Consider the following 11,675-nt stretch of genomic DNA (forward strand, 5'->3'; position numbering starts at 1 on the left):
TGCATCAACGTCGGGCCACGCGACCCCGGTCGGGCCGGAGGCCGCGGGTGACTCTCAGTGCCCCGGATCGACGTCGTAGAAACCGAAGCCGTCGAGGTAGCACACGGTGGCGAAGTCCTGTAGCAGCACGGAGCGATCGGGGTGGATGAGGCCGACCACGACCGGTTCACCCTCGTCGTCGACGGTCCGCTGGATTCGCTCTCCGGGCTTGACGCGCAGGGTGACTCCCCGGCAGCTCTCCAGCTGTTCGATCAGCCCCGCGCGCGGGTAGCCCCGCAGCACTCCTTCGACCGGTGAGGCGAAGAAGGCCATGGCGCCGTGATGGTCCAGGGCGTACGGTTCCCGGTACTCGTTCAGGAACCCTTCGGGGTCCACGTACGCCTGGACGGTCCGGTCGATCTGTGACTCCCCGGTCAGCAGCACCGCGTACCGCGCGACATCGGCTCCGCACAGGCGTGCGCCCGCTTCGACCAGGCGCGGCCCCGCACCGGTGAGCATGACCTCCAGGTGGACGGGCCCGTACTCGATGCCGAGAGCGTCGAGTACGGCGTACGAGTAGTCGGCGAGCACCCGCAGGTCGGCGTCGTCCGGCGGGACCGACGTCATGCCGTTGATCCGGTCGCGCATGCCGTTGACGGTGATCTTCTGGTAACGCCAGACGTCGGTGATGCGGTGGTGGCCCCGGCAGCTGACGGTGTTGACGACGAACTCGGCGCCGCGCAGGTACTCCTGGGCGACGACGCCCTCGTTGGGCACGTCGAAGACGCTGTCGCGGGACATGATGCGGTGGTAGGCGGCGACCGACTCCGACGGTGTGCCGCAGAACGCGACACCGTCGTTGCGGGCGCTGCGCACGGGCTTGACGACGATGCGTCCACCGCATTCCTCATGCCATGCCGACAGGTGGCCGGCGTCCTCCACGCGGATCTGCCGCGTCGCGGGCAGGCCCGCCGCGCGCACCGTCTCGATCTGGACGAACTTGTCGCGCCGGGCCTCACTGAGCGCGGTGCCGTTGCCGGGGAGACCCAGGGCCTCGTTGAGCCGGTCGGTGAACTCGACGCCCAGTTCGCTGCCCACGACGACCGCTTCGGGATCCACCGCTGCCAGCCGCTTGACCATGTGGTCCAGGTCGCCGTCGTGCACGAGGTTGTCCATGTAGCCGGTCAGCTCGGCCGGCCCGTAGGACGGCGGTACTTCGGGCGTTGACTGCACCCGGACGCAGTCGATGCCCGCCTCGCGGAACGCGCTGCCCACCTTGTTGACCGCGCCGTAGGGGTCGACGAGGGCGATGGTGCGTCGGTTACCCATGCTCGCCTGTCTCCAGTTCGTAGAAGCCGTGTCCGTCGAGGTAGCAGATGGTCTGGAAGTCCTTCTCCACCGTCGAGGCTTCGCTGTGCGCCAGTCCGATCGTGAGGGGTTCGGAGCTGTCGTCGACCGTGCGGCGCAGAGGCCGGCCGGGCGTGACCCGCATCGTCATGCCCTGGTAGCTGTCCAGCCGCTCGACCCGGTCCAGGAGCGGGTAGGACTTGAGGCGGCCCTCGACGGGGGAGGCGAGGAAGGCCATCGCCGCGTGCGCGTGCCGGCGGTGGGGACTGTCCACCTCGGCGAGGAACGCGGGGCTGTTCACGTACGCCTGGACGGTACGGTCGATCTGTGACTCGCCGGTCGCGAGGACGGCGTAGCGGGCGACGTCCGAACCGCAGAGCCGCGCCCCGGCCTCCACCAGCCGTGGCCCGTCCGCGGTGAGCATGATCTCCAGGTGGGCGGGGCCGTAGCGGATGCCGAGGGCGTCCAGGACGCCGAAGGCGTAGCGGTGCAGGAGCGCACCCCGGGGATCGGCCTCGGGCAGCGAGATGACGCCGTTGATACGGTCCAGGACGCCGTTGACGTCGATCTTGCTGTAGCGCCAGGTGTCGGTGACGCGGTGACGGCCTTCCCAGCTCACGGTGTTGACGACGAACTCGGTGCCGAGCAGGTACTCCTGGGCGACCACACCCTCGTTGCGGTGGCCGAAGTCGTTGATCGCGGACTGGACGCGGTGGTAGGCGGTGACGGACTCGCCCGGCGTGTCGCAGATGGTCACGCCGTCATTGCGGGCACTGCGGATCGGCTTGACCACGACGCGCGCGCCGAGGCCGGCGTGCCAGGCCGCCAGTTGGTCCGCTCCCTGCACCCGCAGCTGACGCGCCGTCGGCAGACCCGCCGCCGCCACGGTGTCGATCTGGGCGTCCTTGGTGCGGCGGGCGTAGCTGAGCGCGGTTCCGTTGCCGGGCAGGCCCGCCGCCTCGCACAGTGCGTCGGCGAGTTCGACGCCCTGCTCGGCTCCGGCGATCACGGCGAGCGGCCGGTGAGCCCGGAGTGCCCGTGCGGTGGCGCCCACGTCGCCGGTGTGGACGAGGTTGTCGACATACGGACCGAGATCGAGTTCGCTGCGGTAGTGGCCGGGGATGTCCACGGTGCTCTGCACCCGGACGCAGTCATACCCGGCCGCGTCGAAGGCCTTGGCGAGTCTGGCTGCCGAGCCGAAGCCGTCGACGACGGCGACGGCGGCGCGGTTCACAGGCCGTCCCGGGCGACGGTCCGCAGCGCGGTGGTGAGACGTTCGACGAGTTCACCCGCCTCGTCGGTGCTCAGCACCAACGGCGGCATCAGCACCAGCGTGTTGTTGGTGCTGGTCAGCAGCAGGCCGGCCGCCTTGCAGGCCTGCCTGATCCGGGCCATCTCCCCGGCCCCGAGCCGTGTGCCGTCCTGGCGCAACTCGACGCCGATCATGAGCCCCTCGCCGCGTACGTCGTGCACGAGGGGGACGCTCGCCGCTGCTTCCCGCAGCCGCTGCCGTATCGACTCGCCGGTCGAGCGCACCTGGGCCAGGAGCGTTCCGTCGGCCAGTTCGTCCAGGACGGCCGAGCCCGCGGCCATGGCGACGGGATGCCCGTCCGCGGTGCAACCGTGCGGGAAGACGTACTCGGGGCGGGAGATCGCCTCGTCGAAGACGGCGTCGGAGCAGACCAGTGCCGCCAAGGGAAAGTATCCGGAGGTGATCCCCTTGCCGAGGATCAGCAGATCGGGCAGCACCTCCCGGTCGGCCATCACCGACAGAGCGCCGGTGCGGCCGAACCCGGTCGTGACCTCGTCGGCGATGAGGTGGATGCCGTGCCGGTCGCACAGCTCACGGATCTGCCGCAACACCCCGTCCGGGGCGGCGATCACGTCGGTGCCCATGATCGGTTCCACGATGATCGCCGTGACGCTCTGCGGACCGTGTCGCTCCACGGCCTTGGTGAGTGCCGCCATGTCCCAGGGCTTCACGTGGTGGACGTCCGGGACGAGCGGGGTCTGGAGCGCGTGCATCTGGCGCTCGCCGGTCAGCGCGCTCGCGACCCCTCCGGTGCCGTGGTAGCCGTTGGTGAACCCGATGACCTTCACGCGGCCCGACTCCCCGCGCACCTTCCGCACGAACCGCGACAGCAGGACCGACGCCGTCGTCATCTGTGACCCGGTGCTGCCGAAGCGGACGTGGTTGAGCGGGTCGGGCAGCGCCCCCACCAGCCGGCGGGCGTAGGCGAGCGCGGCGTCCCCCGGTTCCTCGTACCGGATGGTCTGGGCGACCGGCAGCCGCCGCAACTGCCCGGTCATAGCCTCCACGATCCGCTCGGCGCTGTAGCCGAGGGTGGTGTTCCACAGCGCGGCGCGCGCGTCCAGGAACCAGGTGCCGGTGTGGTCCTGCACCCAGCACCCCTTGCCGCGGGTGACGGCGCTGCGGTCGATGCCGCCGTCCTCGATGGCCGACGGGGTGATCGCGTTGTACCAGAGGGCGTCGTGGTCGTTCCTCAGCATGCCAGCGTCTCCAGCCTCTTGCGGTCGAGCTTGCCGTTGTCGTTGAGGGGGAAGCGCTCCACGCGCAGGAACCGCCCCGGCACCATGTAGGCCGGGAGCTTGGCCGCAACCCAGCCGGCCAGTTCCTGCGGGGGCACGGACGAGCCGACGTACATGGCCTTCAGGTCGGTGCCGTCGAAGACCACGGCGGCGTCCTCCACCTCCGGGTGGCTGCCCACGGCCGCTTCCACTTCCCCCAGTTCCACGCGGTAGCCGTGCACCTGGACCTGCGCGTCCAGGCGGCCCAGATGGGTCAGGGAGCCGTCCTCCTCTGCCACCACCCGGTCGCCGGTGCCGTACCACAGCGACGGCGGGGGAGCGTCGTCGCCGTCGTACACGCGGGCGGGACTGCCCGGCTCCCGGGCGAGGAAGCGGTCCGCGTTGTTCTCCGGGTCCAGGTAACCGGCGAACCGCTGGGCCCCGCGCACGCACAGTTCGCCCTCGCGGGCGGTGTTGCCGTCGTCGTCCACGACGATGTGTTCCAGATGGGGCAGGCAGCGGCCGATCGGGACGGAGGCGTTGCGGGTCCGCGGCCAGTCGGCGGGGTCGGCGGGCAGCCGGTAGGCGGTGCAGGTGACCGTCAGCTCGGTCGGGCCGTAGAGGTTCTCGATGGCGGCGCCGGGCGCGGCACGGTGCCAGGCCGCCGCCTGTTTGAGGGTGAGCTGCTCCCCGGCGAACAGCCCCCACCGCAGGTCGGGCAGTGAGCCGGCCGGCAGCCGGCGCATGCGGGCGGCGAGGGAGACCACCGACGGCACGGAGAACCAGTGGCTCAGCCGGTGCCGGTGGGCGAAGGCGACCGGATCGGCCAGCTCCTCCCGCTGCGGTACGACGAGGGTCGCGCCGCCGGCCCAGGTGACGAACATGTCGAACACGGACGGGTCGAAGGTCAGGTCGAAGGTCTGGCTCAGCCGCCGGCCCGGGCCGACGTCGTAGCGGGCCACCTGGTGGGCGACGTAGGGCAGCACGTTGCCGTGGGCGATGGGGAGCCCCTTCGGCACGCCCGTCGAGCCGGAGGTGAACAGGATGTAGGCGGGGCTCTCCCCGCGGCCCGTCCCACCTGCGGAGGTGCTCGGCGCGACCGGCCCGCCCACCGGGGCGCCGCTCGCGTCCGCGAGCGTGAGCGGGACCGACGTCTCGGCCAGTGATCCCGTGAGCGCGGTGTCCGCGAGGACCGTCCACAGCCCGGCCCGGGCGGCGATGGTGGCGTTGCGCTGCGGAGGGAAGACCGGGTTCAGGGGCACCACGGTCGCACCGGCTCGCAGGACGGCGAGGTAACCGGCGTACGCCAGGGGAGTGCGGGAGGCGAGCAGTCCGACCCGGGCCCCGTGCGGCACGGGACCGAGGTGGGCCGCCAACCGGTCGGCGGCCAGGGACAGTTCCCGGTAGGTGAGGGTGGCACCGCCCGTGCACAGCGCGGCGCGGTCCGCGTGCCGGCGGGCACTCTCGGCGAACAGGGCGTGCAGCGTGTCAGACATGGCGGACCTCCCGGTCCATCAGCACCAGCACGCCGTCGGCCGCGTGCAGGCGGTCGTTGCTGTAGTTGAGGGGCGCGGACCGCAGGTCGCGCAGGGTCCGCTCCAGGCCGGTCGGGGAGTCGCGCAGATAGCCGTGCCGCATGCCCAGCAGCTCCACCAGTTCGTCGGCCGCCGCCGGACACAGCTCGGACGCGGTCAACTTCACCGCGTTGACCAGGAGTTGCACGGGCGCGGTCGTGGTGTCCTCGGCCGAGGACAGGACCGAGACGGCGTGGCCGACCAGGGCGTGGACCGTGTCGAGCCGCTGCCGCACCCGGGACAGACGGCCCAGCAGGAGCGGGGAGTCCAGGTCGTGGCGGCGGCGCTCGGCCCGCAGCAGTGCCACGGTGCGCTGGAGCGCCCCGTCCGCCGCGCCCAGCCAGCATGCCGCCCATCCCACGTGCGCCATCGGCGCGAAGGTGCGCACGGCGATGTCCCGGAACGCCCCGTGCTCGCCGATCACCTGCCCGGTCGGGATGTCCCCCGCCAGGTGCAGGGGTGCGCTGTGCGTCGCGCGCATGCCCATCGGGTTCCAGCCGCCCCGCACGGTGACCGTGAGCTGTTCCCGGTCGGCGTAGACGAGTGACGTCCGGGAGGGCGAGGTGGCGCCGGGGGCCTGGACGGTGATCAGAAAGCCGTCGGCGCAGCCCCCGCCGGTGACCACGGGAGCGAAGCGGTCGAGGTGTGCCGTGGCACCGTCCGCCGTGAGCGCCGTGCCCGAGGAGAGCAGGTGCCCACCGGTGGTGGCCTCGGTGGTCACGGACGCCAGGTAGAGATCGCCGCGGACGATGCGGGGCAGCAGCGTGGCGCGCAGGGCGCCACCGTGACGGACGATCGCCGCCACCTGCTGGCAGTGCATGGTGAAGATCATGCCGACGGACATGCAGGTGCGGGAGAGGCGGTTGCTGACGGCTGCCAGATCGGTCAGGTCGCCGCCCGGTCCGCCGTCCTCGGCGGGCACCATCAGTCCCAGGAGGCCGGTGCGGCGCATCGCCTCCAGCGTCTCGTGGGGGAAGCGGGCGTCGCGGTCGCAGTCGGCGGCGTGCCGTGCCGCCACCGTTTCGACCTCGGCGACCGCGCGGTCGAGGTCGGCCGGTGCCCATCCGGTGCGGCGGGCTTCGGTGACGGTCATGCGGCCATCCCGCTTCCCGCGACGGTCCGCTCGAAGAGGGCGACCAGCGTGTCCAGGCGGGTCAGGTTGTCCGGGGTGAGCTCGCCGGCGTCCACCTCCGTCTCCAGTTCCTCCTCGATGCGTTCCACGATCTCCACGATCCGGAAGGAACTGAAGGTGGGCAGATCGGTCAGGGCGCCGACGGCGCGCAGATCGGCCGGGGCGACGTCGAGGACCTCGGCGGTGATCCGTGTGACGACCGTGCGAATGCCGGGTGTGTCCATGGGTTCTCCCGATTACGGTCAGGCGCCGAGTTTGGCGAGGCCTTCTTCGACGCGGGTGAGGGCGTCGGCGACGTGCGGCAGGGCGAGCGGGTCGGCCGCCGCGAGGGCGGCCTCCTGCTCGTCGTCCGTGTCGCCGTAGAGCATGCTGGTGGCGGCCTTGAAGCGCAGGGCCCGTGGGTCGTCGCCGAGGAGGTGCCCGGCCAGGACGGCGAGGCCCTGTTCGTCGAGCAGGCAGCGGCCCAGGGACTCGGCGTCGTCCACTCCGCGCGAGGCCAGCCGCTGCCGCATCGGCTCGAAGTCCGGGTAGACGTAGAAGGCGCCGGTGGGAGGCCGGCACGTCGCACCGGCCGCGACCGCGGCGGCGTGCACGGCCCGGGCGACCGCGCCGTGCAGCCGGGCACTGGCGGCCAGGCGCGCCCTGATCTCCGGCGGATCGGCGAAGGCGTACGCCGCCACCTCCTGCATGGGTCCGGACAGCGTGGACCACATGTCACTGGCGACGGCGGTCAGGGAACCGCGCAGCCGCCGCCCCACCTCGCCCGGCGGCACCCGCAGCGCACCGATCCGCCAGCCGCCCACGGCGAGCGACTTCGACAGACCCGTGGTCACCACGGTGCGGTGCGGAACCACCTCTGCCGGACTCAGGAAGGCCGCGTCGGGCCGGTGCATCACGTCGCGGTAGATCTCGTCCGAGACGATCATCAGGTCCTCGGCCTCGGCGATCGCGCAGACTTCCCGGACAAGGTCCGGGCCGGCCAGCGTGCCGGTGGGATTGTCCGGGAGGGTGAGCACGACGATGCGGGGATCACCGCCTTCCCGGCGGGCCTCGGCGATGGCCGCCCCGAGCAGGGCCGGGTCCGGAATTCCTCCGCACGAGGCCGGGATCGGTACGCCGTGGACCCGCTTGCCCGCCATACGTGCTTGTGGCGCATAGGAGTTCCAGCACGGCCTGGGCAGCAGGACGTCACCGGGCAGGACCAGGTTCAGCGCCATGAGCAGCGGTTTGCTGCCCGGGCCGAGCATGACGTCCTCCGGGCCGGTGGGCAGGCCGCGGCGGCCGAAGTAGCCGCTGACCGAGGCGAGCGCTTCAGGGGCGCCGGCCACCGGTCCGTAGGCGTTGCGACGGGCGCCGTCACGGAGCCGCTCCACGAGGGGGGCGAAGGCCGGCAGCCGGGACTCGCCGAAGCCGAGGTGGACGATCGAACGGCCCTCGGCGCGCAGCCCGGCCACCCGCTCGTTGAGCGCCAGGTTCGGTGACATGGGGGACGTCATGGCCGCAGCGCCTCCCTGATGTCCTGCGGCACGTCCTCGGCCAGGCGAAGATCGCTCAGCCAGGCGGCCGTCGTGTCGTAGTGGGCGCGGAAGGGCCGCCCGACCAGCGCGGGGTTGCGGGCCTGCGCCATGCGCAGGTGGAAGGAGCGGCCGCCGGAGTGGTTCTCCACCCCGTCGACGACCACCTTGCCGGGAGTGGTGGACATGACCGGCCCGCGGACCGTGCGGGCGAGGCCGGGCAGCGTGCGGTACGCGGTGTGGAAGATCTCCACGGCCCGGGCCAGCGGCACCTTGAAGTAGTCGTAGGGTCCGGTGTCCCGCTCGACGAACATGTAGTACGGCACGGCGCCGGCGGCCAGTTCGGCCTTCCACATCTGCGCCCAGGTGTCGGCGTCGTCGTTGACGTGCGCGACCATCGGAGCCTGGCAGTAGACCACCGCGCCGGTCGAGCGGATGCGGCGCAGCGCCTCGGTCACCACCGTGGACCGCAGCTCCCGGGGATGGGTGAAGTGCGCCATGACCGCGACCTGTTTGCCCGCCGCCGCGACCTGCTCGAAGAGGCGGAGCAGTGCCTCGGAGTCGGCGTCGCTGACGAAGCGCTGCGGCCAGTACGCCAGGGACTTGGTGCCGATACGGAGGGTGTTGACGCTCGGGATGCCCAGCAGCGGTTCGAGGTGGCCCCGCAGCCGCTCGGTGCTCATGACCATCGGGTCGCCGCCGGTGACCAGCACGTCGCTGACCACCGGGTGGTCGCGCAGGTAGCGGCCGAGTCGGTCGGGGTTGGGCGCCGCGAAGCGCAGGGAGGGGTCGCCCACGAACTGCGCCCAGCGGAAGCAGTACGTGCAGAAGGAGTGGCAGGACTGCCCCTGGGTGGGGAAGTACAGGACGGTCTCCCGGTACTTGTGCTGGAGGCCCGGCACCTTCTCCCCGTCGTGAACCGGCACGTTGTACTCGCGCTGGCCCGACGGATGCGGGTTGAGGCCGGCGCGGATGCGGGCGACCTCCGCGCGGATCCCGGACGAGGGCGCACCGGAGCGTACGAGCGCCTCCAGGGCACGCTCGTCCCGCTCCGGCAGCATGCCTCGCTGCGGGAAGACCAACCGGAACATCGGGTCCTCCTCCGGGCGGCTCCAGTCGATGAGTTCGTTCAGCACGTACTCGTTGACCCGGAACGGGAGGACGTGGGCCAGCAGGGCGATACCCGCCCGCAGGTCGGGGTCGAGGCCGTAGCGCCGGGCGATGTCGTCGATCTGGCGCGGGCCGAACGCCCGAAAGCGGGTGCCGGCGACCGGTTGGTCGACCATCAGAGTCATACGAGGTCCTTCGAATGGGCTCGACGAAATACCTGTGCGACGACAGATCCACCCTCTCGGCGGTCATGGCGTCGACCGCCGATTACCCGGCAGGCATGGGTTGATTCACGGCACACCCATCAGCCGCCAAGAAATCCCTATCCCCTCATAAAGTAACCGCATCGCACCGCTCTGAGCTGCATATATAACGCTTCTTGCCGTCGCGATAAGCCTTTCCGATGCGATGTGAGGGGGTTGAGTTTGCAGGGCGAGGAGGGTGGAAATCGCTGACTGTCGATATCAATGAACGCGGAAGGAAAGATCGTTGATGAGCGATATCCCGCGTCGCGGACTTGCCCCGTGAAAGGCGCTGAGGACAGCCGGCCGCTGCTGATGCCCATGGGCCGCCCCAGGCCCGGCAGGTGCAGCGTCCTCATCCACCCCGCGGGCGGCGGCCTCGGTGCGTACACGGGCGTCGGGTTCGCGTTGCGCCGCACCGGCCCGGTGTTCGGGATCCGGGGCCACGGCCTGGCCGAGGGCGAGCGCCCGGACCGCACGGTGGCCGCGATGACGGACCGGTACTCCGCGTTGCTGCGCCGGCTTCCGCAGCCACCGGACCTGCTGTTCGGCTGGTCGCTCGGAGGAGTCCTCGGTTGGGAGCTGGCGGCACGGATGCGGGCCGACGGCCACCGGCCGCACGTCGTCATGGTCGACAGTCCCTCGGCGGGCATCGACGCCGATCCCTCGGCCGTGCGGCGATGGCGCCGACGGGTCCACGACTCCCTCGCCGAGGAGAGCGCGGTCGCGCCCGACCGCGTTGCCCGCACGACCGACGCACACCTGGACGCGGTCCTGTCCTACCGGGTGACGCAGCACCACGACTGCCCCACCCTGCTCCTGCCCTGCGCCGACGAGGACAACGACGCCCACCTGGCCGCGTGGCGCGCCGCGACGGAGGACCTGACCGTGCGACCGCTCACCGGCGACCACTTCACCGCGTTCGACCGCGAACGCCTCCCGGTGCTGCTCGACCACCTCACCGCCTTCCTGGCCCCGACGGGAGCACTCCGTGCCTGATGAGCTGCTGGACCGCGCCCGCGCGGCGTTCGACGCCGCGCCTCCGGTCGGTGACGCCGCCTACGTCCGCTACTGCGAGGCGCTGGCCGGGCAGTTGACCGACCACTGGCCGCAGATCACCGCTGCCAACGCCACCGACGTCAAAGAGGCCGAGCACGCGGGTATGCCCCCCACCCTGGTGAACCGGCTGCGCCTGACCGACGCCCACCTCGACCGCATGATGGAGCTGACCGCACAGGCCCGCCGCGAGCTGGCCGCCGTGCGGGAGACGGACGTGCCCGTGTCCGGCGCTGCACGCCGGGTCCAGCGCGTCCCCCGGCCGCTGGGCGTCGTCATGATGGTCTACGAGGCCCGCCCGACCGTCACTGTCGACGGGGCGCTGCTCCCGGTCGTCGTCGGCAACGCCGTGCTGCTGCGCGGCGGAAAGGAAACCACCGCCACCAACGCGGCGCTCGAACAGGCGGCGCACGCCGCACTCCGCGAGGCGGGACTGCCGCCCGGCCTGGTCACCGTCCTGGACGATCCGCACCGCCGGCTGCTGCGGGCCCTGCTGAAGCGGCCGGACCAGGTGGACGTGCTCATCCCGCGGGGCAGCCCGGCACTCGTCGACTACTGCCGCACCAGCGCCATCCCGCTGATCGCCGGCGGCGGGGGAGTGAACCACCTGTACGTGCACCGCAGCGCCGACCTCGATCTGGCCGCCCGGGCGACCCTGGACAGCAAGCTGCCGGAGCCGGCCGGCTGCACGTCGGTGGAGACCGTGCTGGTCGACCGCGCCGTCGCCGACGCCTATCTCCGGGCGCTGGCCCGGCAACTGCACGGCGGTACCGGAGTGCTGACCCTCCGCGTGGACCCACACCTGGACATCCCTACCGTGCCCGGCCCGGCCGTCGAGACGCTGGAACCGCACGACCTGGGCCGGGAGTTCCTCGACCCGGTCGTCGCCGTCGTGGGCGTCGACGGTGTGGAGGCCGCCCTCGCCCACGTCCGCCGGTACGGCTCGGGACACACCGAAGGCGTCATCGCCCAGGACCCTCAGGTCACCGACGCCTTCCGCCACCGGGCCGACGCGGCGATGGTCGTCGTCAACGGCTCACTTCGCCTGCACGACGGCCCCACCCTGGGCCTGGGCGCCGAGATCGCCATCGCCACCGGACGCCTCCACGTCCGCGGCCCGGTGACGCTCGCCGCGCTCGTCACCCACAGCTACGTCACCGACGCCGCCGGCGCGCTGCGCGGCTGAACCGGC

Annotated in this window: 10 protein-coding genes; 2 read left to right on the forward strand and 8 right to left on the reverse strand. The window is 71.8% G+C overall.

The features are described from left to right. Positions 1–54: 54 nt before the first annotated feature. The 8 genes from GTY56_RS06855 to GTY56_RS06890 are packed head-to-tail and all read right to left on the reverse strand — an operon-like array spanning position 55 to position 9,370. Positions 55–1,308 (reverse strand): ATP-grasp domain-containing protein, encoded by a 1,254-nt coding sequence (locus GTY56_RS06855; RefSeq protein ID WP_161363496.1) that lies wholly within the window; start codon positions 1,306–1,308, stop codon positions 55–57. After that, positions 1,301–2,560, reverse strand: a complete 1,260-nt coding sequence (locus GTY56_RS06860) for an ATP-grasp domain-containing protein (RefSeq protein ID WP_161363498.1) — start codon at positions 2,558–2,560, stop codon at positions 1,301–1,303. Before GTY56_RS06860 ends, GTY56_RS06855 begins: the two co-directional genes overlap by 8 nt. Then, positions 2,557–3,837, reverse strand: a complete 1,281-nt coding sequence (locus tag GTY56_RS06865; RefSeq protein ID WP_161363500.1) for an aminotransferase family protein — start codon at positions 3,835–3,837, stop codon at positions 2,557–2,559. The genes GTY56_RS06860 and GTY56_RS06865 overlap by 4 nt, the downstream gene beginning before the upstream one ends. Then, on the reverse strand, positions 3,831–5,351 hold the full coding sequence (locus tag GTY56_RS06870; RefSeq protein WP_161363502.1) for an amino acid adenylation domain-containing protein: 1,521 nt from the start codon (positions 5,349–5,351) through the stop codon (positions 3,831–3,833). Before GTY56_RS06870 ends, GTY56_RS06865 begins: the two co-directional genes overlap by 7 nt. Next, positions 5,344–6,522: an acyl-CoA dehydrogenase family protein gene (locus GTY56_RS06875; RefSeq protein WP_161363504.1), complete on the reverse strand. Its 1,179-nt coding sequence runs from the start codon at positions 6,520–6,522 to the stop codon at positions 5,344–5,346. Before GTY56_RS06875 ends, GTY56_RS06870 begins: the two co-directional genes overlap by 8 nt. After that, positions 6,519–6,785 carry a hypothetical protein gene (locus GTY56_RS06880; protein ID WP_161363506.1) on the reverse strand — a complete coding sequence of 89 codons (267 nt, stop codon included), beginning with the start codon at positions 6,783–6,785 and terminating at the stop codon, positions 6,519–6,521. Before GTY56_RS06880 ends, GTY56_RS06875 begins: the two co-directional genes overlap by 4 nt. 18 nt (positions 6,786–6,803) lie before the next feature. Beyond that, a complete protein-coding gene (locus GTY56_RS06885) occupies positions 6,804–8,057 on the reverse strand; it encodes a pyridoxal phosphate-dependent aminotransferase (RefSeq protein ID WP_202509814.1) in 1,254 nt (417 codons plus the stop codon). After that, on the reverse strand, positions 8,054–9,370 hold the full coding sequence (locus GTY56_RS06890; RefSeq protein WP_161363508.1) for a KamA family radical SAM protein: 1,317 nt from the start codon (positions 9,368–9,370) through the stop codon (positions 8,054–8,056). Before GTY56_RS06890 ends, GTY56_RS06885 begins: the two co-directional genes overlap by 4 nt. Before the next feature lie 339 nt (positions 9,371–9,709). Here GTY56_RS06890 and GTY56_RS06895 point away from each other — a divergent pair, with 339 nt between their 5' ends. Next, entirely contained in the window at positions 9,710–10,426 is a 717-nt protein-coding gene (locus GTY56_RS06895) for a thioesterase domain-containing protein (RefSeq protein ID WP_161363510.1), read from the forward strand. Continuing rightward, complete coding sequence (locus tag GTY56_RS06900; RefSeq protein WP_161363512.1) at positions 10,419–11,669, forward strand: glutamate-5-semialdehyde dehydrogenase; 1,251 nt, start codon at positions 10,419–10,421, stop codon at positions 11,667–11,669. The genes GTY56_RS06895 and GTY56_RS06900 overlap by 8 nt, the downstream gene beginning before the upstream one ends. Positions 11,670–11,675: the final 6 nt, after the last annotated feature.

The organism is Streptomyces sp. SID5643 (assembly GCF_009872555.1).
Taxonomy (GTDB): Bacteria; Actinomycetota; Actinomycetes; order Streptomycetales; family Streptomycetaceae; genus Streptomyces; species Streptomyces iakyrus.

Bases quoted from the DNA above. Each gene is read 5' to 3' on its own strand.
- GTY56_RS06890 (WP_161363508.1), bottom strand. From the start codon at position 9,370: ATGACTCTGATGGTCGACCAACCGGTCGCCGGCACCCGCTTTCGGGCG.
- GTY56_RS06880 (WP_161363506.1), bottom strand. From the start codon at position 6,785: ATGGACACACCCGGCATTCGCACGGTCGTCACACGGATCACCGCCGAG.
- GTY56_RS06875 (WP_161363504.1), bottom strand. From the start codon at position 6,522: ATGACCGTCACCGAAGCCCGCCGCACCGGATGGGCACCGGCCGACCTC.
- GTY56_RS06865 (WP_161363500.1), bottom strand. From the start codon at position 3,837: ATGCTGAGGAACGACCACGACGCCCTCTGGTACAACGCGATCACCCCG.
- GTY56_RS06885 (WP_202509814.1), bottom strand. From the start codon at position 8,057: ATGACGTCCCCCATGTCACCGAACCTGGCGCTCAACGAGCGGGTGGCC.
- GTY56_RS06855 (WP_161363496.1), bottom strand. From the start codon at position 1,308: ATGGGTAACCGACGCACCATCGCCCTCGTCGACCCCTACGGCGCGGTC.
- GTY56_RS06870 (WP_161363502.1), bottom strand. From the start codon at position 5,351: ATGTCTGACACGCTGCACGCCCTGTTCGCCGAGAGTGCCCGCCGGCAC.